This window comes from Ruegeria sp. CDSA079, assembly GCF_059612245.1.
Window position 1 is genome coordinate 50,659 of sequence record NZ_JBXWQF010000005.1, and the last position, 21,548, is coordinate 72,206.

At 57.8% G+C, this 21,548-nt stretch carries 17 protein-coding genes; 13 read left to right on the forward strand and 4 right to left on the reverse strand.

The window, feature by feature from the left end; all coding sequences use genetic code 11:
- The first annotated feature begins 32 nt into the window (after positions 1–32).
- The 4 genes from AC2FJZ_RS06715 to AC2FJZ_RS06730 all read left to right on the forward strand — a co-directional run bounded on the left by AC2FJZ_RS06715 (position 33) and on the right by AC2FJZ_RS06730 (position 4,838).
- The gene (locus AC2FJZ_RS06715) at positions 33–365 is read left to right on the forward strand and encodes a sarcosine oxidase subunit delta (protein ID WP_496776660.1); all 333 of its coding nucleotides are present in this window, start codon (positions 33–35) and stop codon (positions 363–365) included.
- Positions 366–429: 64 nt separating this feature from the next.
- Positions 430–3,444, forward strand: coding sequence for a sarcosine oxidase subunit alpha family protein (locus tag AC2FJZ_RS06720; protein WP_496776661.1), 3,015 nt, complete (start codon positions 430–432; stop codon positions 3,442–3,444).
- Positions 3,437–4,003, forward strand: coding sequence for a sarcosine oxidase subunit gamma (locus tag AC2FJZ_RS06725; RefSeq protein WP_496669202.1), 567 nt, complete (start codon positions 3,437–3,439; stop codon positions 4,001–4,003). The genes AC2FJZ_RS06720 and AC2FJZ_RS06725 overlap by 8 nt, the downstream gene beginning before the upstream one ends.
- 391 nt (positions 4,004–4,394) lie before the next feature.
- Positions 4,395–4,838: a hypothetical protein gene (locus AC2FJZ_RS06730; RefSeq protein ID WP_496776662.1), complete on the forward strand. Its 444-nt coding sequence runs from the start codon at positions 4,395–4,397 to the stop codon at positions 4,836–4,838.
- A gap of 33 nt (positions 4,839–4,871) precedes the next feature.
- Here the strand turns inward: AC2FJZ_RS06730 and AC2FJZ_RS06735 are convergent, their stop codons facing one another.
- Positions 4,872–5,633 carry an FkbM family methyltransferase gene (locus AC2FJZ_RS06735; RefSeq protein WP_496776664.1) on the reverse strand — a complete coding sequence of 254 codons (762 nt, stop codon included), beginning with the start codon at positions 5,631–5,633 and terminating at the stop codon, positions 4,872–4,874.
- Positions 5,634–5,733: 100 nt separating this feature from the next.
- Here AC2FJZ_RS06735 and AC2FJZ_RS06740 point away from each other — a divergent pair, with 100 nt between their 5' ends.
- The 3 genes from AC2FJZ_RS06740 (at position 5,734) to AC2FJZ_RS06750 (ending at position 7,896) form a co-directional block, all read left to right on the forward strand.
- On the forward strand, positions 5,734–6,333 hold the full coding sequence (locus AC2FJZ_RS06740) for a superoxide dismutase (RefSeq protein WP_496776665.1): 600 nt from the start codon (positions 5,734–5,736) through the stop codon (positions 6,331–6,333).
- Between the two features lie 4 nt (positions 6,334–6,337).
- Entirely contained in the window at positions 6,338–7,216 is an 879-nt protein-coding gene (locus AC2FJZ_RS06745) for a metallophosphoesterase (protein WP_496669194.1), read from the forward strand.
- 218 nt (positions 7,217–7,434) lie between these two features.
- Positions 7,435–7,896: a baeRF12 domain-containing protein gene (locus tag AC2FJZ_RS06750; protein ID WP_496776666.1), complete on the forward strand. Its 462-nt coding sequence runs from the start codon at positions 7,435–7,437 to the stop codon at positions 7,894–7,896.
- A 43-nt stretch (positions 7,897–7,939) separates the two neighbouring features.
- On the opposite strand, the gene AC2FJZ_RS06755 is transcribed toward AC2FJZ_RS06750, so the two are convergent.
- Positions 7,940–8,491 carry an LOG family protein gene (locus tag AC2FJZ_RS06755; protein ID WP_496669190.1) on the reverse strand — a complete coding sequence of 184 codons (552 nt, stop codon included), beginning with the start codon at positions 8,489–8,491 and terminating at the stop codon, positions 7,940–7,942.
- A 127-nt stretch (positions 8,492–8,618) separates the two neighbouring features.
- On the opposite strand from AC2FJZ_RS06755, the gene AC2FJZ_RS06760 reads away from it, so the two are divergent.
- The 3 genes from AC2FJZ_RS06760 to AC2FJZ_RS06770 all read left to right on the forward strand — a co-directional run bounded on the left by AC2FJZ_RS06760 (position 8,619) and on the right by AC2FJZ_RS06770 (position 12,318).
- On the forward strand, positions 8,619–9,980 hold the full coding sequence (locus AC2FJZ_RS06760) for a LysM peptidoglycan-binding domain-containing protein (RefSeq protein WP_496776668.1): 1,362 nt from the start codon (positions 8,619–8,621) through the stop codon (positions 9,978–9,980).
- A 77-nt stretch (positions 9,981–10,057) separates the two neighbouring features.
- The gene (locus AC2FJZ_RS06765) at positions 10,058–11,863 is read left to right on the forward strand and encodes an ABCB family ABC transporter ATP-binding protein/permease (protein ID WP_216597657.1); all 1,806 of its coding nucleotides are present in this window, start codon (positions 10,058–10,060) and stop codon (positions 11,861–11,863) included.
- A 56-nt stretch (positions 11,864–11,919) separates the two neighbouring features.
- A complete protein-coding gene (locus AC2FJZ_RS06770) occupies positions 11,920–12,318 on the forward strand; it encodes a DUF2147 domain-containing protein (RefSeq protein ID WP_496776669.1) in 399 nt (132 codons plus the stop codon).
- Between the two features lie 43 nt (positions 12,319–12,361).
- On the opposite strand, the gene AC2FJZ_RS06775 is transcribed toward AC2FJZ_RS06770, so the two are convergent.
- A complete protein-coding gene (locus AC2FJZ_RS06775) occupies positions 12,362–16,150 on the reverse strand; it encodes an efflux RND transporter permease subunit (RefSeq protein ID WP_496776671.1) in 3,789 nt (1,262 codons plus the stop codon).
- The gene (locus AC2FJZ_RS06780; protein ID WP_496669183.1) at positions 16,147–17,373 is read right to left on the reverse strand and encodes an efflux RND transporter periplasmic adaptor subunit; all 1,227 of its coding nucleotides are present in this window, start codon (positions 17,371–17,373) and stop codon (positions 16,147–16,149) included. Before AC2FJZ_RS06780 ends, AC2FJZ_RS06775 begins: the two co-directional genes overlap by 4 nt.
- Positions 17,374–17,599: 226 nt before the next feature.
- On the opposite strand from AC2FJZ_RS06780, the gene AC2FJZ_RS06785 reads away from it, so the two are divergent.
- From AC2FJZ_RS06785 to der, 3 genes are read left to right on the forward strand one after another with little or no spacing between them, the layout of a single operon-like run.
- The gene (locus tag AC2FJZ_RS06785; protein WP_496669181.1) at positions 17,600–18,271 is read left to right on the forward strand and encodes a hypothetical protein; all 672 of its coding nucleotides are present in this window, start codon (positions 17,600–17,602) and stop codon (positions 18,269–18,271) included.
- Between the two features lie 44 nt (positions 18,272–18,315).
- Positions 18,316–19,638 (forward strand): PQQ-like beta-propeller repeat protein, encoded by a 1,323-nt coding sequence (locus tag AC2FJZ_RS06790; RefSeq protein ID WP_496776673.1) that lies wholly within the window; start codon positions 18,316–18,318, stop codon positions 19,636–19,638.
- Between the two features lie 49 nt (positions 19,639–19,687).
- On the forward strand, positions 19,688–21,151 hold the full coding sequence (der, locus tag AC2FJZ_RS06795; RefSeq protein WP_496776675.1) for a ribosome biogenesis GTPase Der: 1,464 nt from the start codon (positions 19,688–19,690) through the stop codon (positions 21,149–21,151).
- Positions 21,152–21,548: the final 397 nt, after the last annotated feature.

Here is a 21,548-nt window from a genome sequence, read left to right on the forward strand (position 1 = left end):
CGAGCCGACCGACCGCCAAAAAGGATGACGATATGCTGATCCTGAACTGCCCATATTGTGGCGTTGATGCCGAAGAAACCGAACTGGCCGCTGGTGGCGAAGCGCATCTGAAGCGTTTCGGTCCCGGTTCATCGGATGGCGAATTCCACGACTACCTGTTCATGCGCGAAAACCCAAGGGGCGTTCATTTCGAACGCTGGCGCCATGCTAATGGCTGCGGCAAGTGGTTCCATGCCGCACGCTGCACGCAAACGCTCGAAGTGTTTGGCACCTATTCCGCGCAAGTCGCCGAGCCGCCGCAAGAAATCAAGGACACCATTGCCGCCAAACGCCCCGGGTGGTCGTGGAGAAATTTCTCGGCATGATTCACCTTTTCCAAAATGCTCCCGTCGGAGGCACTGACGCCTCCACCTGCGAAAGGTCCGCACCATGAGCACCCGTCTCGCAAAACAAGGCCGGCTGATTGACCGGTCGAAAAAGGTCACGTTTACGTTCAACGGCACCTCAATGCAGGGGTACGAAGGCGATACGCTCGCTTCTGCTCTGCTGGCCAACGATCAGATGATGATGGGCCGGTCGTTCAAGTATCACCGGCCCCGCGGCGTTGTCGCCAGCGGTGCGGAAGAGCCGAACGCACTGGTCGGTCTGGGACAGGGCAACCGGTTCGAACCGAACCAGCGTGCCACCACGACCGAGGTCTTCAACGGTCTGACCGCGATCTCGCAGAACCACTGGCCGAACCTCGAGTTCGACATTGGTGCGGTGAACACGGCGTTCGCGCGGTTCCTGCCGGCTGGCTTCTACTACAAGACGTTCATCCATCCCAAACCGTTTTGGAAACACGTTTACGAACCGATCATCCGCCAGTCTGCCGGTCTGGGCAAAGCGCCCGACAAGGACGGCAGTGATGCGGATACCTATGAACATTTTTATGCCTTCACCGATGTCTTGGTGATCGGCGGCGGTGTGGCCGGTCTGCTGGCCGCCAAGGCTGCGGCGCAATCGGGTGCCAAGGTCCTGCTGATCGAGCAGACTGCGCATTGGGGTGGTCGCGCTCCGGTTGACGGTGGCACCGTTGATGGTGAGCCTGTGGATAAGTTCGTGGAGCAATTGGTTTCCGAACTCGAAACAATGGGCAGCGTTACTATGCGCGCACGCTGCATGGGCGCGGGTGTTTATGACCATGGTTATGTGCTGGGTTACGAGCGTCTGACCGACCACACGCCGGGCGTGCAAGGCCCGCGCCATCGCTTGTGGCGAATTCGTGCCAAACAAGTTGTAACTGCAACAGGCGCAATCGAAAGGCCTTTGTCCTTTGCTGGAAACGATGTTCCTGGCGTGATGCTGGCTTCGGCCATGCGCGACTATGTTGTGAACTGGGGGGTGATTCCGGGGGATCGGGTCATCGTCGCCACCAACAATGATGACGCTTACCGCACCGCGATCACCTTGAAACAGGCGGGTGTGGATGTTTTGCGTATTGTTGACGCTCGGGCAACGGCTGGGCCTTTGGCTGAAGAAGCGCGTCAGTTGGGTATCCGCGTCGATCCGGGCAAAGCCATTGCGAAAGTCAAAGGCGGCAAGCGCGTCAAAAAGGTTGCAATCTGTAATCAAGAAGGCGTCGGCGGTGCGCGTGAAGAGGTTGAGGCAGATGCGGTCGCCATGTCCGGCGGCTGGTCACCGGTGGTGCACATGTGGTCCCATTGCGGCGGCAAGCTGATTTGGGACGACGCGAATGCTCATTTCCGTCCCGACCCGTCTCGTCCGCCTTTGGGTGCGAACGGAGAGGGGTTTGTCGTTGCCGCAGGCGCGTCTAACGGCCCTCTGGCGTTGGAAGACGTCCTGACTGACGCCCACGCCGCAGGTAAGGCTGCCGCCAAGGCGGCAGGCTTCAAGCCCAAGAACACCAAGGCACCAGCTGGTGAAACAACCGTCGAAGCACCGATGGAAGCAGTTTGGCTGATGCCCGCCAATGCCGAGGTGCAACTGCGTATGAAGTCCTGGCTGGACTTCCAGAACGACGTCAAAGTGTCCGACGTTCAACTGGCTGCACGTGAGGGTTACGAGAGCGTAGAGCACACCAAACGCTATACCACGCTTGGTATGGCGACGGATCAGGGTAAGTTGAGCAACATCAACGGCTTGGCGATCCTTGCTGACGCACTTGAATCTGAAATCCCGAAGGTCGGTACAACCACGTTCCGCCCGCCGTACACTCCCATCTCTATGGGTGCGATCGGTGGCGAAGCGCGCGGTGATGTATTCCAGCCAATCCGTCAGACTCCGATGCACAACTGGCACGACAAGAATGGCGCTGATTGGGAACCGGTCGGTCACTGGCGCCGGACTTATGCCTATGTCCGTCCCGGTGAATCCGTGCATGACGCGGTCAATCGCGAGGTGAAGAACACGCGTGAGAACCTGGGCCTGCTGGATGCCTCGACGCTGGGAAAGCTGATCGTCAAAGGGCCTGATGCTGGCAAGTTTCTGGACATGATGTACACCAACATGATGTCCACGCTGAAGGTCGGCAAATGCCGCTATGGCCTGATGTGTTCCGAGAATGGATTCCTGATCGACGACGGCGTTGTCGCCCGGATCGACGAAGACACGTGGCTGTGCCACACCACCACCGGCGGGGCCGAGCGCATCCATGGTCACATGGAAGAATGGTTGCAGACCGAATGGTGGGACTGGAAAGTCTACGTCGCCAACGTGACCGAGCAATATGCGCAAGTCGCTGTGGTCGGCCCCAACGCCCGCAAGGTGCTGGAGAAACTGGGCGGCATGGATGTCAGCCGTGAGGCGCTGCCCTTCATGGAATGGCGCGATGGCAAGATCGGCGCGTTCGATTGCCGTGCTTATCGCATCTCGTTCTCGGGCGAGTTGTCCTATGAGATCGCCGTCCCTGCGTCTCAGGGTCAGGCGTTCTGGGATGCTTTGATCGAGGCAGGCAAAGAGTTCGGCGTGATGCCATATGGCACCGAATGTCTGCACATCCTGCGGGCCGAGAAGGGCTTTATCATGATCGGCGATGAGACCGACGGCACGGTCATTCCGCAGGATCTGGGGCTGCACTGGGCGCTGTCGAAAAAGAAAGAGGACTACCTCGGCAAACGCGCCCATTCGCGCAGCCACATGGCCGATCCCGAGCGCTGGAAACTGGTCGGGCTCGAGACTGTGGATGGATCTGTTATTCCCGACGGTGCTTATGCGGTGGGTGAAGGCGTCAACGCCAACGGTCAGCGCAACATGATCGGGCGTGTGACCTCGACTTATTACTCGGCCAATCTGGGCAAAGGCATCGCTATGGGCCTGATCAAGCATGGACCAGATCGCATGGGCGAGATTGTCGAGTTCCCGGGCACCGATGGTAAAACCTACAAAGCCAAGATCGTGGACCCGATCTTCTTCGACAAGGACGGGGAGAAGCAGAATGTCTGAACCCATCAGCGCACTGAACCACGCCAGCTATGACGGCATCGCCAAGGTCACGGAATGCGGCCTGCAAGGCATGATCACTCTGCGCGGTGATTTGTCCGACAAGGTTCTGGCCAAGGCCATCAAGGACGCCACCGGGCAGAAAGTGCCCGGTCAGCGAGAGGCACTGGTCAAGGGCGACACCGGAGTCTGCTGGATGTCTACCGACGAATTGCTGGTGCTGGTGCCATACGCCGAGGTTGAGGCCAAATTGGCCGCAATGACCAACGCGCTCAGCGGTACTCATGCTCTGGCGGTCAACGTCTCGGATGCGCGCGCGGTTTTCAGTATCTCGGGTGCCAGCGCGCGTGAGGTCCTGGGCAAAGTCGCTCCGGTTGAACTATCGGCAGAGGCATTCCAACCCGGCCAAATCCGCCGCTCGCGTCTGGCGCAGGTGGCGGGGGCGTTCTGGATGGACGACGCCGAAACCTTCCGTGTTGTCTGCTTCCGGTCGGCGGCCGATTACGTTTTTAAACTGCTCAAGGTTGCAGCGCAGCCAGGCAGTGAGGTTGGCGTTTACTAACCATTGAATCAGCATCGTAGATTAGAGCCGCCCGCGTCTCGTGGGCGGTTTTTTTGTGGAAAGGCAATCAAGTCGGTTTTCTTGCGGTTAGTTGCACCTGTGGTCCTGGGCATAATCGATTTGCATTCATTTGGGGAAAGTGGTTCTGTAAATTCGCTTTAGGAGCAAAAAAAGTTTTAGGTTCAAAAGGTTGAGTACGAATAAAGAATTAAAGTTCTTAGGTATTTGGATCGATTTTCCCTGGCAAAGCTCTGTTATTCGCAGCGGCGGTTTTACGAAAAACACCATCACCCCTTCAAACAATTCAACTCGTACACGTTCTTCTTACGCGAGAGAGCAGGGCGAGGGTTTCAAGGTGACGATGGAAAGACATTGGAACGAGGTAGTTTAAATGAAATTAGCGTCTCTTTTCTTGGCTTTTGGCCTGTTCGCAACTGCGGTGCAGGCGGAAGTGAAAAGCTATGATTGCGACCTACACAGCACACAGGACCGGGGTTGGATTCCGTCCACGGTGATCTTGAGTGTTGACGCGGATAATGGTCTCTCAAGGGCCTATGACGGGGCAATTCGGTATTCGAACGAGCTGAATAATATTGATGTTGAAACTCCAATTGATGCGCAGTTCAAAAAGACACGAAAAGGAGAGTACCGCCTGTCGTGGCGCGTAACGTTACCTGCGCAGGCGACGGGTAACTATAGGGTCGCCTACACCGCAACGCTCGATCCCAAAAGTAACGCTTTAAAAATGCGGGTCAGTTTCCCACAATCAAATGTATCGACACGTCCTTTTGGAAAAGGCGCGTGTAAACCAATCGCATCTGGCAGCCTGTATTAAATCGTCTTGGTGTTGTCGGGCTAAGTGTAACTCTTAGCCCTTCAGCAAAAACGTTTCGAAGCCGGACAGGGCCGTTTCGTTGGTCAAACCTTCGAACCCGGCAGCGGGTTGGCCGCTTGATTGACACTCTGAATAGAATGAAAGAAGATTTGCGATCTGATCCATGCGGTCTTTTCGGACTTTCGGGTCCAGCAAACCGGCATGTGTCGAAAGGTAGAGCGCAGGGCGATGTTCTTTTAGCCAGGGCACCAGTGTCGGTAGAACCGTGTATTCCGCCCCTTCGATGTCCATCTTGACCAGTGACACGCGGGAAAGATCGTTTGCGGCCGAGAACTGATCCCACGCAATAGTCAACGCATCAGACCCATGCGCCCCGTCATGCAGAAGCGAACTGGTGGAGTCCCCCGGCTCGCCCCGAACAGACGCGATGCGGGCTACGCCAAATTTGTCGGACAGGGCGACGCCAAAGGCCGAGACATTCTGAATATCATTCAGATCCAGATTCCAGGCCAGATGCCTGTACGCGGTGGGGTCAGGTTCAAAACACCACACGTGACGCGCCTTGCGAGCGCCGTAAAGGACGGTGGGGCCGATCCATGCCCCGATGTCCAGATAATCGCTTTCCAGAGACAGGAACTGATCCAACACCGCAAAGGTTTCGGGTTCCCAAGCGCCAGCAGAGGCTTTACGCCAGAATTTCGAATGGTAGGGGTCTAGGCGAAATGGCTCTCCGTTCAGGGTGCCTTCATAGTAGCCGCGGGCACGGTAGAACATCTTGCGCACCTGTGTCAGCATCGCGGACCTCCGGGTTTTATTGTCTCGCCCCTTGACCTGCGGCGGCTGCCACAGCATTTAACCGTTGGGAACCGCAACTTTCATTTAACAGGGGGCCGACATGGCTTTTGAACTTCCTGATCTTCCTTATGCACATGATGCGCTGGCAGCCAAGGGTATGTCCGCGGAAACGTTGGAATATCACCACGACCTGCACCACAAAGCCTATGTCGACAATGGCAACAAGCTGATCGCTGGCACCGAATGGGACGGCAAGTCGTTGGAAGAGGTCATCGTTGGCACCTACGACGCAAATGCAGTGGCGCAGAACGGTATCTTCAACAACATCAGCCAGCTGTGGAACCACAACCAGTTCTGGGAAATGATGGGCCCCGGCGACAATGCCATGCCTGGTGAACTGGAAAAGGCGCTGACCGAGAGCTTTGGCTCGGTTGACGAGTTCAAATCGCAGTTCAGCGCCGCTGGTGCCGGTCAGTTCGGCTCGGGCTGGGCGTGGCTGGTCAAGAACGCAGACGGCGCGCTGGCTGTCACCAAGACAGAGAACGGTGTGAACCCGCTGTGCTTTGGTCAGACCGCCCTGCTGGGGTGCGATGTGTGGGAGCACTCGTACTACATCGACTTCCGCAACAAACGCCCCGCCTACCTGTCGAACTTCCTCGACAACCTGGTGAACTGGGAAAACGTCGCGTCGCGGATGTAATGAATTGAACCGACGTCGGTTTATAAAGGGCCTGCTGGCGGTGACGCTGGCAGGTCTAGTCACGTCAGCCTACGGGTTTTTCATCGAACCCGCAGTGCGGTTGCGCGTGCGTAAATGGCGCGTGCGGCGGGACGATTGGACCGCACCACCGCTCAGGATTGCCGTGCTGTCCGATTTGCATGTGGGCGAGCCCTATGTTGGATTGGAGCGCGTGAGGCAGGTTGTGCGTCGTACCAACGCGCTGGCACCTGATGTGATCCTGCTGCTGGGCGATTTCTTTGCAAGCCACAAGGGTGTCTCTGATACCGTTGAGATGCAGGATCTAGCACCTGTGCTGGCAGGGCTTGAGGCGAAGAATGGTGTCTTTGCCGTGCTGGGCAATCATGATTGGTGGGATGACAAGCCGGCACAGCGCCGTGGAGCAGGGCCCAATCGCTATGCCGACATTCTTGAACAGAACGGTATTGCGGTTTTGTCTAATGCCGCCGTGAAACTCGAGACCCCTGGCATCTGGCTGGCAGGGCTTGAGGATCAACTGGCGATCTGGCGCAATGGCAAAACGCAGGGGTTGGACGATCTGGAAGGAACCATGGCCCAGATCACCGATGATGCACCGGTTGTGATGATGGCGCATGAGCCCGATATTTTCCCTCAAATGCCCGACCGGGTGGCTTTGACACTGTCAGGGCATACTCATGGCGGACAGGTGCGTCTGTTTGGGTGGTCGCCCGTGGTACCGTCGAAATTCGGCAACAGGTACGCCTATGGTCATGTGCGCGAAGGAGCGCGCGATCTGGTGGTGTCGGGGGGTATCGGATGTTCGATCCTGCCGGTGCGCTTTGGCGTGACGCCCGAAATCACCGTCATCGAGATGTCAGCCTAAAGGGTTGATGACCCGCAGGTGAAAACCTGCCGATGGGCTGGTTTTCGGTACAACCGCATCTTGTTTGGTACTCTGCAATACACATCTTTGTAGGGCGGAGGGAGAGAACCTCACACCAAATCAAAAATGACCGGGCTGCGCACCGCAGGTGCGCCAACGAACCCGTATACCCGGCAGGTCGAGGGATACCCAGAGAACAACCTTAACAGGAGATCGCAATGGTCGCACTTACACAGGGAACTTGGGTTATTGTTGCAGATGGTGAAAAAGCGCTGGTGATGGAGAACATCACCGATGCAGACGACCCCAATCTTGTCGTCGTCGCTGTTGAAGAACAGGACAGTCCGACCGCAAGGCCGTCAGACCGTGCAGGTCGCCGGAATGACGGTGGGCCAAAACAAAAATCCGCTTTAGAAGATCCAACATGGAAGGCCCATGCAAAATCCTTGTTTGTGCAGGATCTGGCGAATTTGCTGAATCGCAAGGGGCTGAAAGGGGCGTATAACCGGTTGGTTCTGGTAGCCAGCCCTCATGTTCTGGGTCTGTTGCGGCGCCGGTTGCACACTGAGGTGCTGGGCAAGGTCGTGGCCGAGGTCAACAAGACCCTGACCAATCATCCTTTGCACAAGGTCGAGCAGGTTTTGCACCAAAGCCTGAAACCCAAGACCCGACTGGCTTGATCAATACGGCGGGCGGATTTTCCGCCCGCACTGTTTTCCAGCGTCAGTACAGTTTGTCACGCAAGGCGACCATGGCCGCATCGGCGTCTTCAACCCATGTGATAAAGTCTGACAGGGACGCGTCGGCAAAACCTTGACCGATCACCTGATCCAACAGCGAATGCAACGTATCCCAATATCCATTCACGTTCACCACGACGATGGGCTTGTCGTGCAATCCCAACTGGCGCCATGTGAGAGCCTCGAACAATTCGTCTAATGAGCCGGGACCACCGGGCAACACGACCACCGCATCGGCGTTCATGATCATGACCTTCTTGCGCTCGTGCATTGTTTCGGTGATCACGAAATGGGTCAGATCCGTTTTTCCGACCTCACGCTGAACCAGATGCACCGGAATGACGCCAAAGGTCTCACCACCGGCATTTTGCGCGGCGCGGGCCACTTCGCCCATCAAACCCACATCCCCGGCACCATAAACCAGCCGCCAGCTTTCCTGCGCAAGTAGCATGCCGAACTGCCTTGCGGTTTCAGAATAAGACTTCTCGGCTCCATTGCGTGACCCGCAATACACACAGATTGATTTCTGAAACATCAAAGGGGGGCTCCGGGGTTGTGTCAGAGGTTTTGACCCGTGATAGCGGGATTGATAGGTTGGCTCAACTGTCCGCCGGAAGGCTTTTGAACGTAAAGCTTTTGCTCGGTGGAGTGAAAGGAAAATAATGTACGCCAAATCGGGAAACGGAAGCTCGAGCAACTTCATCTGGGGAGTGATTGCGGGTCTTGTTGCAATATTGGCTGCGGGGGGCCTGTATCTGTCCGGATTCTTCACCAACGCGCCAGAGCCTGATGCAAGCGCACCGCAGGAAACCGCTTCTGCCCCGGTTGTTTCTGAACCGGCAGAAGAAGTGCCGGAAGAAGCAGCGGTGGCGGAAGAGGTTTCAGGAGCAGAGCCGTCTGAGCCCGAAATCGCCAAGCCAGATGAAGCGCCTGCAACAGCAGAAGACCCGGTTGAGACGGAAACAGCCGACGCCGAAAAGGAAGAGGGTGCGCCCGCGCCAGCCGCGCCTCCGGTCTTGGATCAGATTTTTGTCGAAACTGATGGCACTGCGCTTCTTTCGGGTGACGCAGAACCCGGCAGCCAGATTGAGGTTCTGCTGAACGGCGAAGTCGCGCATTCCTTTACCGTAGATGGCAGCGGTCAGTTTGCCGAATTTGTGACAATCCCCTTCAGCGAGTCCGCACAGGGGCTTGTTTTGCAAAGTACGGACGGGGCGCAAACGACGCAATCCGACGACTATTTGATCGCTGCCTTGCCCAAGCCGGTCGAAGAAGAACCTGTTGCCGAGACAACGCCCGAAGCCGAACAGAGCACGTCGGAGGACGTGCAGGAGCAGGTGGCCACAGGCGACGACACGCAGCCGGATGCCGGTGCCGCAGCAGAAGTTTCGGTACCTGAATCTTCCAAGCCCGAGGCTGAGACAGTTGAAACCGCCGATCTGCCTGACGAAACCCCAGAGCAGGACCAGCAGGTCGCCGTGCTGCGATCTGGCGAAGAGGGCGTTGAACTGGTGCAGCCTCCGATCGTGCGGGATACCCCGCCTGAGCAGGTCGCGCTGGATACGATCGGGTATTCTGATACCGGCGACGTGCAACTGACAGGACGCGTTCCGGATGGGGCCGCTATTCGGTTGTACCTGAACAATCGTCTGGTTGCAGATCTTGCCCCGGAACAGGATGGATTCTGGCGCAGCGATCTGGAGGACATTGACCCTGGTGTCTACACACTGCGGGTTGACGCCGTGAACACGGATGGCACGGTCCTCAGCCGGGTCGAAACCCCGTTCAAACGTGAACCGCTTGACGTATTGCAGGCCGCAACGGAGGTGGATCAGACGGGAACGCCGCAAGCAACCCCCTCGATCCGGTCTGTCACGGTGCAGCAGGGCGACACTTTGTGGGCCATCTCGCGTGATAGATTTGGCGATGGTGTCCTTTATGTGCGGCTGTTCGAAGCCAATCGTGGCTTGATCCGCGACCCAGACCTGATCTATCCCGGGCAAATCTTTACAATCCCGGAATAATCAGCCCTTCTGGCCTTTTATGGGCAGAGGTCTAACTCTGACCGCAGACAAGGCACGTGATGAGACGCACAGCTCCTATGACTTCGCAAGACATGGTGTCAGATGACGAACGCAGCTCGGGCTGGCGGACAATCCGCAAGGTTACCCCTTATCTATGGCCCGAAGATGAGCCATGGGTAAAACACCGCGTGGTCCTCGCCATGGGAATGCTGGTTCTGGCCAAGCTGATCGCGGTCTATACTCCTATCCTTTATAAAGGTGCGGTTGACGCACTGGCGGGCGAGGGCGTGCCGCCGCTGGCGCTGGGCGCGGTTGGGTTGACCGTGGCCTATGGCGTGGCGCGGATGATGACGGTGGGCTTTCAGCAATTGCGGGACGCGGCCTTTGCCCCTGTCGGTCAGCGAGCCTTGCGGGCGCTTGCGCTCGAGACGTTTCAGCACATCCACAACCTGTCGATGCGTTACCACGTCACCCGACGCACCGGCGGGCTGAGCCGTATCATCGAACGGGGCGTCAAAGGGGTCGAGTTTCTGCTGCGCTTTATGCTGTTCTCGATCGGGCCGCTTATTCTGGAACTGTTGCTGGTCGCCATCATCCTGATGTGGCTTTTCGACGTCTGGTATCTGGTTGTCGTGGCCGCAACCATTGGCCTTTATATCTGGTTCACCTTTGCGGTGACAGAATGGCGGGTGAAGCTGCGGCGTGAGATGAACGATCAGGACACCGAGGCCAACCAGCGCGCCATCGACAGCTTGCTGAACTTCGAAACTGTCAAATATTTCAATGCCGAAACCCGCGAAGCTGAACGGTATGACGTGTCGATGAAGGCGTATGCGGGGGCTGCGCTGAAGACGGCCTATTCGCTGGCATTTCTGAACTTCGGACAGTCGCTCCTGATCACCTGCGGATTGATCGGTGTGATGGTTCTGGCCGCAATGGGTGTGCAGAGCGGCAGCCTGACGGTGGGCGATTTCGTCATGGTCAACGCCTACATGATCCAGATTACCGTGCCATTGAACTTTCTTGGGACAGTTTATCGGGAAATCCGGCAATCCCTGGTCGATATGGGGCAAATGTTCGATCTGCTTGAACAACCCGCCGAGGTTACAGACAAGCCCTGTGCGCCGAACCTGAAGGTGAACGGCGGCGAAGTCACGCTTGAGGATGTGCATTTCGGCTATGACCCGGAACGCGAAATCCTCAAGGGCGTGTCCCTGACTGTCCCGGCCGGGAAAACCGTGGCCATCGTGGGGGCAACGGGTTCGGGTAAATCGACCATCGGGCGGCTCTTGTTCCGGTTTTATGATGTGACCAAAGGGGCGTTGAAGATCGACGGTCAGGACGTTCGCGACGTAATGCAGGCCAGCCTGCATTCCGCCATCGGTGTCGTGCCACAGGACACGGTGCTGTTCAACGATACCATACGCTACAACATCGCCTATGGCCGTGACGGTGCCACCATGGAAGAAGTCGAAGCCGCAGCCAAAGCGGCGCAGATTCACGATTTTATTTCCTTATTACCGGATGGGTACGATACCAAGGTGGGCGAGCGGGGCCTGAAACTCTCGGGTGGTGAAAAACAGCGCGTCGGGATTGCACGTACCTTGCTGAAAAACCCACCGATCCTGTTGCTGGACGAAGCAACCTCGGCGCTGGATACGGATACCGAGCAGGATATCAAGGATGCTCTGGCCCGCGCGGGCAAAGGGCGGACAGTGATCACCATCGCCCATCGCCTCAGCACCATAGCCGAGGCGGATCAGATCGTGGTTCTCGAGGCCGGAGAGATCATCGAACAGGGTACGCATGATCAACTGCTGGCAAGATCCGGACGGTATGCTCAACTTTGGAGTCGTCAGCAATCAGACGGAGAGGCGGCCTAGGCTCTTTGCACAATGCGATATGTGGTAGGATACGATGAGCGAAGGAGGTTGCTGCCATGGTTACCAGAGTGAAAAAACGATTGCTGCCGTTTGCTATTGCGGTTTTTCTTCCTGTCGCAGCTGCGGCGGACCCCATCGTCGGGGATTGGAAAACCGAACCGGATCGAAAGAACCTGACCTCACACATCAAAATCTCAGCCTGTGGAGATAAGTTTTGCGGCCAGATCCTTTCGGCCTATGACGCGTCAGGCAAGCAAGTCCAAACGCCAAACGTCGGGAAAAAGCTGTTCTGGGATGTCGCCAGCGAAGGCAGTGGAAAGTATGGCGGCGGTGAGTTCTGGGTTCCACTGATCAACGTAGACGCCGTGCCGCAAATGACGTTGCAGGGGGATAAACTGCTGGTGAAGGGCTGCGAGCATGAGATTTGCGCACACCAGACATGGTCTCGTCTGTGATTTCAGCCGAATAGAAAAGGACCGGAAGTTCCGGTCCTTTATGTTATTCAGCGGCTTTCAAAGGCGGCTCTGAAGGATGATCGGGTTGATTCGAACCGCCGTCCTTTGTCGGCCTTCCGGATAGGAATTCATCCTCCCAAATGATCTCGGTTGCCTGCATTTGACGGGCAGAGAGACCAATGGCCATATCCTGCGCAATCTGGCTGGATCGGCCTGCGGTAACGCGCGCCAGCAAGCGGCTGAGCCACACTACATAGGTCGTCACCCAAACCCGCAACGCCAGAAGGGACGGGGTCACGATCAATGTCAGAACAGTCGCGATCCCCAGACCAAAGACCACCGCTGTTGCCAGCTGTTTCCACCACAGGGCAGTGGGACTGTCGATGGAATAGCCGCCATTGATAAAGTCCAGCGACAGGCCGAACATCATCGGTGTCAGACCAGCCATCGTGGTCAAGGTGGTCAGCAACACCGGGCGAATCCGAGCTTCCGCGGTGCGGATGATCGCCTCGATCCGGGGCATGTAGGCACTGTATTCCTGATAGGTATCGATCAGAACGATATTGTTGTTCACCACAATTCCCGCCAGCGCCACGATGCCGGTCCCGGTCATGATGATCGAAAACGGTTGTTCCATCACGATCATACCGATCAGAACCCCGGTGGTCGAAAGAATAACTGCCAGCAAAACCAAAACCGAGTTGTAGAACGAGTTGAACTGCGCCAGCAGGATGACGAACATCAAGCCCAGAGCGCCCATGAACGCGTTCACTAGGAAGGCACCGGATTCTGCCTGTTCTTCCTGATCGCCGGTCCATTCCCAACTGATCGAATTGGCAAACGGGCTGGTTTCAAGCCATTCGGTCAGAACCGCGATCCGTTCATTCGGGTTGATCAGCGCGAACTGTGCATCGCCGTTTTCAATTGCACCGCGCAGTTGATCGATACTCTCTGCCCCGGTCAGTTGAACCAGCTCGTACGACTTGCCGCCTGCGCTGTTCAACACCGTACCAGTTGGCGTGGCACCCTCTGCCACTTCCCTCATGACGGCCAGCCGCACGAGTTCACCATCGGGGCCTTCGGTCGTGACCTTGCTTAGCCCCGGTTCGACATCGGCTTTGACGTCGTAATAACGCTGTTGGTCAACTCGGTTGATCTCGGCCAGTTTGGCCACGGGCTTACGTGTCACGAAGTTGGACAAAGGCACCAACCCGTCCGGGGTGCGGACCTTGAGCGCATCCAGTGTCGAAAGGACGCGATCCTGTTCAGGCAAGCGCACACGGATTTCAATCTCTTCATCATTGCTGTCCGGGCGCATCTCGCCCAGCAGAATGCCGCGCGTCACCAACTGCACCATGGCGCCAACCGTGGCCACATCGGCTCCGAACCGACCGGCCTTGGCGACGTCCACGTCGATCTGCCAATCGATGCCGGGCAGGGGCAGGGTGTCTTCGGTTTTGATCAGACCCGGCGTGGAATCAAACATCTCGCGTGCGGCGAGCGTCGCCGTGGTCAGATCTTCCCACCCGTCACCCTTGATGCGCAAATGTACAGGCTTGGCCGAGGCCGGGCCTTGCTCGAGCGGCAGGATTTCGACGACGATGCCGGGGATTTCCGCAAGTTGCGCGTTGATCTCGTCAATCACGAAGTCGCCGTCAAATTCAGGCGCAACAAAGTTACGATCGAACAGGCCCCACAGGACCGATTCCGAGACGTTGGGGCGGTCTTCCCAGGGGATGATCTCGAACTGAACACGGCCCACTGTATCGGCAGGTTCCTGAGCGCCCCCGTTGTTCTGGTTCAGACCGCCTTCGCCCGCGAAAGAAAACACGTTGATAACGGCAGGGTGGGCCGCGATCACATCTTCTGCCGCCAAGACCATGCCATCTTTTTCCACAAGCGAGATGTTGCCCCGCGCGCGGACATACGCGGTGGCCTGTTCCGGTTCGCTTTCTACGAAGAATTCGACACCACGGGACTCTTGTGGGAACCAGATGAAAGCCACCGAATAGACCGCAATGAATACCGCCGCCAAAGACACGATAGGCATGATCGGGTTGCCGACAAGGAATCTAACCACATGACCAAAGGGGGTGTGTTGGTCGGCCGAATGAACACGCTCTTCTACTTTGCGTACGATCCTGGCCGCGTTTAGGGTGACAGAGCCGGCAAACGCCCCGAACAGGAACAGAAGCGCCCCTGCTATTGAACCTCCGGGCAGTAAGTAGTCGGGGTTCAGGGTCTGCATCGCGCCCAGAAAGATCATGTACAACGACGGTGGCACCATCACCGCCCGCAGCCACCAAGGCGTGCGTGCGCGCAACCAGGTCGAGGATCGGTCGAAGATGCGGCTTAACCGGCCGGATACACCGCCCATGACCGGCAGGTAAATCAGCGCCACGATCAGAGATGCCGAAAGAACAAAGATCAGCGTGACAGGCAACATACCCATGAACTCACCCGGCACACCGGGCCAGAACAGCATGGGCAGGAAGGCGCAGAGTGTTGTGGCAGTCGACGACACGATGGGCCAGAACATGCGTTGCGCCGCCTCGACATAGGCGTGCATCGGGCCGACGCCGTCCTTGATGCGCTTGTCGGCGTACTCGACAACGACGATGGCGCCATCCACCAGCATCCCAACCGCCAGAATAAGACCGAACATCACGATATTGGAAACGCTGACACCCATGACCGCCAGGAAGGCAAAACACAGCAGGAACGAGGTGGGGATCGCAAAACCCACCAGCAGGGCAGCCCGTGTGCCCAGCGAAGCCAGCACCACGATCATCACCAGTGCAATTGCGGTTAGAACCGAGCCTTCCAACTGACTGACCATTGAGCCAACGATGCGGCTTTGGTCGTTGGACGTGCCCAGATCGACGGCGGCCTGAAGCTCGGGCGGCCATTTCGTTTTGGCCTGTGCAATCGTCTCTTTCACCTGCGCAACTGTGTCGATCAGGTTGAAGCCCTTGCGCTTTACCACTTGCAAGGCGACGGTCGGCTCCCCGTTGAACCGGGCCGTTCCGGCGCGGTCTTCGAAGGTATAGTTAATTTGCGCCAGCTCACCCAGAGTTACGACCCGGTCGCCGTTGACCTTGATCGGCAAGCCATAAACGTCTTGCGCGGTTTTGAACGACGACGGAATCTTGACCGAGAATGTACCCTGCGCAGTTTCGACTTCACCCGCTGCAATTAGCTGGTTGTTGTTCTGAACAACGTTGATCAGCTCATCTGCGGTGACGTTGTATGCCTCAAGCCGCAAAGGATCGATGACAACCTCGAGCATCTCATCGCGATTGCCTGCGATACCGGCCTCAAGCACCGAATCCAGCGCCTCAAGCTCGTCCTGCAAGTCTTTGGCAACGCGCGCCATTGTGCGCTCGGGAACCGCACCGGTCAGGTTCACGATGACAATGGGAAACTCGGAAAAATTGATCTCGGTCAGCGAATATTGCTCGGCGCCTTCCGGGAAATCCGCCTGTGCCGTGTTCATCGCGTCGCGGACATCGGCCATGATCGCGGTTTTGTCCCAGCCAAAATCAAATTCCAGCGCGACACCGGCATAGCCTTCGGCAGCGGTCGAGGTCATTTCCTTCAGGCCGTCGAGATCCGCCAACTCGGTCTCCATCGGCTTGACCAGAAGGTTTTCTGAGTCTTCCGCAGAAATGCCTGGGAACTGTACGGAAACGAAAAGGGCAGGGATTTCAATGTCCGGCTCGCCCTCTTTCGGCAATGAGACATAGGCAAACCCGCCGATAACCAGCGAGATGGCGATAAACGCCAGAACCATTCGGGCCCGATCAGCGGCCCAGGCGACAATACCTGTCATTGTGATGCTTCCCGATAGGTGGGTTTCACAGTGACGCCGCGGGTCACAAACTCTTGCCCAACGACGATGATGTCGGTCGTCTCCGGCAGCCCGCCGATCCAGACGCCTTCTGCGGTGTCGCGCAGAATTTGGACCGGCTTGAAGTCGACAATGTTGCCAGCGCCGACCGTGCGTACACCCAATTGACCTTCATTGCTGAGCGTCAGTGCGGATTGTGGCAGCAGGTGCGCCTTAGCCCCTTCGGCGGCGATCTGGATGGTTGCGGTCTGGCCGTCGCGGATGGTCAGATCGGAGTTGGGCACAGTGATTTCCACCTCGAATGTGCGCGTCGTCTCATCGGCCGAGCGGCTGAGGAACGTCACCCGGCCATTCAGTTGCCGTCCAGTGACCAGCGTTGCAGATGCCTCGGAACCGACAATGACGCGGTTGACCTCGGTTTCGGGCACAAAGCCCACCAGCTTGATCGGATCCAGCTGAATAACCGTGGCGCAGAGCGATCCGGGCTGCATCAGGCTGCCCAGTTCCGCAGTGTCGCTTTCCAGCAGACCTTTGAATGGCGAGGTGATGATCACACGCCCGGCCTCGCGCTGTGCGGCCTCAACAGCTGCGGCTGCGGCTTCGATCCCGGCGCGGGTGGCTTCCAACCCGGCCTCTGCCGATTTCACCCCGGCTTTGGCGGTGCTCATCGCGGCTTCGCTGGAAATCCGGCGGGTTTCCGAGGCAAAGCCGGTTTCAGCAAGCTTGCGTGATGCGGTCAGATTGATTTCGGCCTCGGCGACCAAAGCATGCGCTTCTTGCAGGCGGGCTTCGGCCTCGGGGATACGACTTTCGGCCTCAAGCTTGCCAGCCATGACTTCGGCCAGTTGCGCCGGGCGCGAGCCGGGGTCAAGCTCGCACAGAATATCTCCGGCTTCGACAAATGAACCTTTGCGTTTGGGCTCTGAGATTACGGTCGAAGTGGTTTCCGCCAGAACTTCTACCTGCCGGTTTGCCTTGGTCTGACCGCGCAACAAGACCGCGCTGTCAATCTCGCGCGCTTGCGAACGCAGGACGACAACACCCACCGCCGCGAATTCAGAATTTTCGACTACAGCAGCTTCATTTTCCGCTGTTTCCGCTGCTTCGCCACGTCCAGCGAATGCAAACAGCGCATCACGCTCGAATACAAGAAAATACAAAGCTACAATGACCAGAATGGCGTTGATGAATGAAATCAAACGCATACGGGGATTCTCCTAGAATTCTCTGCCCAAAAACACAAGGCGCATACGCCTAGAAATGGGGCTTAGGCTATGTCTTTTCTACACTGAACTGAATAGTTCGGTTTACTTTTTTTCGCAAGAGTAACGCCCGGGGGTGAAAATGTGCAAATTCCGACCCTTGGCTTGGCGTTGGTGCCGGGGTATGACATGGCGCACTTAGACAAGACACACAGCCCAGGGGGCAGGGATGAGCGACACAGACAGTTTCATTGATGAGGTCACGGAAGAGGTGCGCCGCGACCGCATGTACCTGCTGTTGCGCCGCTGGGGCTGGGTCGGTGTAGTTGCCGTGGTGCTTATCGTGGGGGGCGCGGCCTTTAACGAATACCGCAAATCCCGTGACGCGGCGCAGGCACAAGAACTGGGAGACTCGATTCTTGCCGCTTTGACTCAGAACGGTTCTGAGGCACGAGCTGCCGGATTGCAGAGCATTGAGACCGTGTCGCCCGGCGGGGACGCCGTGTTGAACATGTTGCTGGCGACCTCTCAGGTCGAGGCTGGATCGCGCGAAGACGCGGTCAACAGCCTGAATGCTGTTGCCGTTCAGGGCGATCTGCCTGAAATTTACCGCGCCATTGCAAGCTTCAAGGCCCTGCTTTTGCAGAGCGACACCTTGCCGGCAGACGACCGTCGCCAACAGTTTGAGGCGCTTGCCGCGCCGGGCGCGCCGCTGCGTCTGCTGGCTGAAGAGCAACTGGCGTTGATTGATGTTTCTGAAGGCAATGTCGAGGCTGCTCTGGATCGTTTGCAGGCGCTGCGGCAGGATGCTGAAGTTGGTATTGATCTGCAGCAGCGCGCAGCGCAATTGATTGTCGCTTTGGGCGGCGAACCGGAACCTGTGGTGACGCAACAGGGCTGACCATAGGTAAGAAAAGACGTAATGACAGGCGAGTTCGGAATATCATGGTAACAAGACTATTTTCCCGCGTGGGATTGCCGGTCGCAGCGCTGGCCTTGACCGCACTGGCCGCCTGTGAAGAACCCGAGCCCATTCTGCCCGGTGAACGCGAAGACATCCGCCCCTTGTCGGATTTGGAAACGGTGGAAAAGCGGGGCTCTCAACCCATCAGTCTGCCGTCGCAGCAGGCGAATGCAAACTGGTCGCAAAGCCCGGGAACACCGGCCTATCGGACTACAAACGCAGCACTGCGTGCAACGCCACAGCGCGTTTGGTCTGCCTCGATCGGTCAGGGTGACTCGCGCAAGCAACGTATCACCGCCGAGCCGGTCGTTGCGGGTGGGCTGATTTACACGCTGGACTCCTCAGCTACGGTTTCCGCTGTGACACCCCAGGGGCAGGTTGCCTGGGAAACCGGTCTGATCCCGGCAAGCGACGGGGATTCAGACGCCACGGGCGGTGGCATGGCCTATGCCGATGGTGTTCTTTATGTGTCTTCAGGTTATGGTCGCCTGACCGCGCTGGACGCCAAGACCGGTGCGATGCGTTGGCAAAAACGCCTGCAAGCCACCGGCAGCGGCGCACCGCTGGTCAATGATGGCCTGCTATATCTGGTGGCCGGAGATGAAACCGGATGGACCATTGCCACGAAAGACGGTCGTATTGCCTGGCAAATCGAAGGCACGCCCAGCGTCGGCAACGTCTTGGGTGCACCCGCACCTGTGATTGCCTCGGATCTGGCCGTGTTTGCCTTTGGCTCGGGCGACGTTGCCGCCGCTTTTCGTCGAGGCGGCATCCGTCGCTGGAATGCTTCGGTCGCCGGTGGGCGCCGGGGGCGGGCTGCAGCACAGATCGTTGATGTGACAGGCGGCCCGATGGTGTCAGGAAGCACCATCTATATCGGCAATCATTCTGGCCGGACCGTTGCGTTTGATGCTGGGACGGGTGAGCGTCGTTGGACAGCGGACGAAGGCGCCGTGGATGCCGTATGGCCCGCGGGCAACAGCGTTTTCCTGATCAGTGACCGCAGCCAGTTGGTGCGTTTGAACGCGGCGGATGGCTCTGTCATCTGGGCGCAGGATCTGCCAGGCTTTGTCAAAGACAAGCGCGGTCGCCGCGGTCCGATCTTTGCGCATTACGGTCCGATCCTTGCGGGCGGCCGCATTGTTATTGCGTCCAATGACGGTTATCTGCGGTTCTTCAATCCGGTCGACGGAACGCTGGTTCATCAGGTCGAAGTGCCCGGCGGCGCGACAACAGCGCCGGTTGTTGCCGGGCAAACGCTGTATGTCGTTTCGGCAAAGGGTGATCTACACGCTTTCCGTTGACGGCAAGATGCGCTAAAGGGCGCATCTTGAGTCTTGAAAGTTGAGTATCATGTCGCTGACCCTCGCCATCGTGGGGCGCCCGAATGTGGGCAAATCCACACTGTTCAATCGCCTTGTGGGCAAACGTCTGGCCTTGGTCGACGACCAGCCCGGCGTGACCCGTGACCTGCGCGAAGGCGAAGCGCGGCTGGGCGATCTGCGTTTTACCGTGATCGATACAGCAGGGCTTGAAGATGCGACAGATGACAGCCTTCAGGGCAGGATGCGCCGTCTGACCGAACGCGCAGTGGACATGGCCGATGTCTGCCTGTTCATGATCGACGCGCGCGTGGGCCTGACCCCCACAGATGAGATGTTCGCGGAAATCCTGCGTAAACGCTCCAAGCATGTGATCCTTGCGGCCAACAAGGCCGAAGGCAATGCAGCGGATGCAGGTGTTCTGGAGGCATACAATCTGGGTTTGGGTGAACCGGTCCGCCTGTCAGGCGAACATGGCGAAGGGATGACCGACCTTTATGCGCAGCTGATGCCTCTGGCCGATGCAGCAGAGGAAAAACAGGTCGAGGAGGCCCCTGAAACGGACATCGAGCTGGATGAGGATGGCGAGGGCGAGATGCCCCTGATCACCCCTGCCAAACCACTGCAGGTGGCCGTGGTGGGCCGTCCGAATGCGGGCAAGTCCACGCTGATCAACAAGATCGTCGGCGAAGATCGCCTGCTGACAGGACCCGAGGCGGGGATCACCCGCGATGCCATCAGCCTGCGGATCGATTGGGCCGATCCGGACGGTGACAGCACCCCGATGCGGATCTTTGACACTGCAGGGATGCGCAAAAAGGCCAAGGTTCAGGAAAAGCTCGAAAAGCTTTCGGTTTCCGATGGTCTGCGGGCCGTGAAGTTTGCAGAAGTTGTCGTGGTCTTGCTGGACGCAGAGATCCCGTTCGAACAGCAAGACTTGCGCATCGCCGACCTTGCCGAACGTGAAGGCCGGGCCGTAGTTGTTGCAGTCAACAAGTGGGATGTTGAAGAAAACAAGCAGGAAAAGCTGCGCGAGCTCAAGGAGTCCTTTGACCGTCTGCTGCCGCAGCTACGCGGCGCGCCCTTGATTACGGTGTCCGCGAAGACGGGCCGGGGGCTGGAGCGCCTGCGAGCCGCGATATTGCGCGCCCATGACATTTGGAATCGCCGGGTGCCGACAGCTGCGTTGAACCGCTGGCTGATCGCGATGCTTGAACAACACCCGCCACCAGCGCCGCAAGGGCGCCGGATCAAACTGCGGTATATGACGCAAGCCAAAACGCGTCCACCGGGCTTTGTTGTGATGTGCTCGCACCCTGACAAAATGCCGGCCAGTTATTCGCGCTATCTGGTCAACGGATTGCGCGAAGATTTCGACATGCCCGGTACGCCAATTCGTCTGACTTTGCGCGGGCAGGGGGACAAGAACCCCTACAAAGGCCGCCGCAAGAAAAACGCGGGCGCGCTGGCCAAGCATCTTAAGGGCCGAGGCTGAGCAGACGATCCGACCATGCTGCCTGCGTCTCGTTGGTTGTGGTTCCCGGTTTTCAGCTGCTGTGTGACCCGAGGACGCGGTGTTGTCGCTTCAGCAGATGTCGGGTGTTGCGCGGGGATCGTCTAGTGACGACACTCGGACAACTTCAGAATCGCCGTCACTTCCACGCGGCTCTCCTGTCTCGGCTGAATGAAAGAGAGTGCGTCACTTCTGACAATTCTTACTGCTCAAGCGCGTAACTGCGCCAATTTTCAGCGTTTTCACTCTGGGGGCGTGACAGCCCCGGTTCTGCGCGTTAGCATTCACGAGCGTGCATTTGTCTGCGCGCGACATGCTTGTTTGTGGTCAAACCGTGCATAGATTTTGAACAGAACTTAACAGGACCATCGTGGGAGCG

Excerpts from the sequence above, each read along its gene's own strand:
- AC2FJZ_RS06715 (WP_496776660.1), top strand. The coding sequence starts at position 33 with ATGCTGATCCTGAACTGCCCATATTGTGGCGTTGATGCCGAAGAAACC.
- AC2FJZ_RS06720 (WP_496776661.1), top strand. The coding sequence starts at position 430 with ATGAGCACCCGTCTCGCAAAACAAGGCCGGCTGATTGACCGGTCGAAA.
- AC2FJZ_RS06725 (WP_496669202.1), top strand. The coding sequence starts at position 3,437 with ATGTCTGAACCCATCAGCGCACTGAACCACGCCAGCTATGACGGCATC.
- AC2FJZ_RS06730 (WP_496776662.1), top strand. The coding sequence starts at position 4,395 with ATGAAATTAGCGTCTCTTTTCTTGGCTTTTGGCCTGTTCGCAACTGCG.
- AC2FJZ_RS06735 (WP_496776664.1), bottom strand. The coding sequence starts at position 5,633 with ATGCTGACACAGGTGCGCAAGATGTTCTACCGTGCCCGCGGCTACTAT.
- AC2FJZ_RS06740 (WP_496776665.1), top strand. The coding sequence starts at position 5,734 with ATGGCTTTTGAACTTCCTGATCTTCCTTATGCACATGATGCGCTGGCA.
- AC2FJZ_RS06750 (WP_496776666.1), top strand. The coding sequence starts at position 7,435 with ATGGTCGCACTTACACAGGGAACTTGGGTTATTGTTGCAGATGGTGAA.
- AC2FJZ_RS06755 (WP_496669190.1), bottom strand. The coding sequence starts at position 8,491 with ATGTTTCAGAAATCAATCTGTGTGTATTGCGGGTCACGCAATGGAGCC.
- AC2FJZ_RS06760 (WP_496776668.1), top strand. The coding sequence starts at position 8,619 with ATGTACGCCAAATCGGGAAACGGAAGCTCGAGCAACTTCATCTGGGGA.
- AC2FJZ_RS06765 (WP_216597657.1), top strand. The coding sequence starts at position 10,058 with ATGACTTCGCAAGACATGGTGTCAGATGACGAACGCAGCTCGGGCTGG.
- AC2FJZ_RS06770 (WP_496776669.1), top strand. The coding sequence starts at position 11,920 with ATGGTTACCAGAGTGAAAAAACGATTGCTGCCGTTTGCTATTGCGGTT.
- AC2FJZ_RS06775 (WP_496776671.1), bottom strand. The coding sequence starts at position 16,150 with ATGACAGGTATTGTCGCCTGGGCCGCTGATCGGGCCCGAATGGTTCTG.
- AC2FJZ_RS06780 (WP_496669183.1), bottom strand. The coding sequence starts at position 17,373 with ATGCGTTTGATTTCATTCATCAACGCCATTCTGGTCATTGTAGCTTTG.
- AC2FJZ_RS06785 (WP_496669181.1), top strand. The coding sequence starts at position 17,600 with ATGAGCGACACAGACAGTTTCATTGATGAGGTCACGGAAGAGGTGCGC.
- AC2FJZ_RS06790 (WP_496776673.1), top strand. The coding sequence starts at position 18,316 with ATGGTAACAAGACTATTTTCCCGCGTGGGATTGCCGGTCGCAGCGCTG.
- der (WP_496776675.1), top strand. The coding sequence starts at position 19,688 with ATGTCGCTGACCCTCGCCATCGTGGGGCGCCCGAATGTGGGCAAATCC.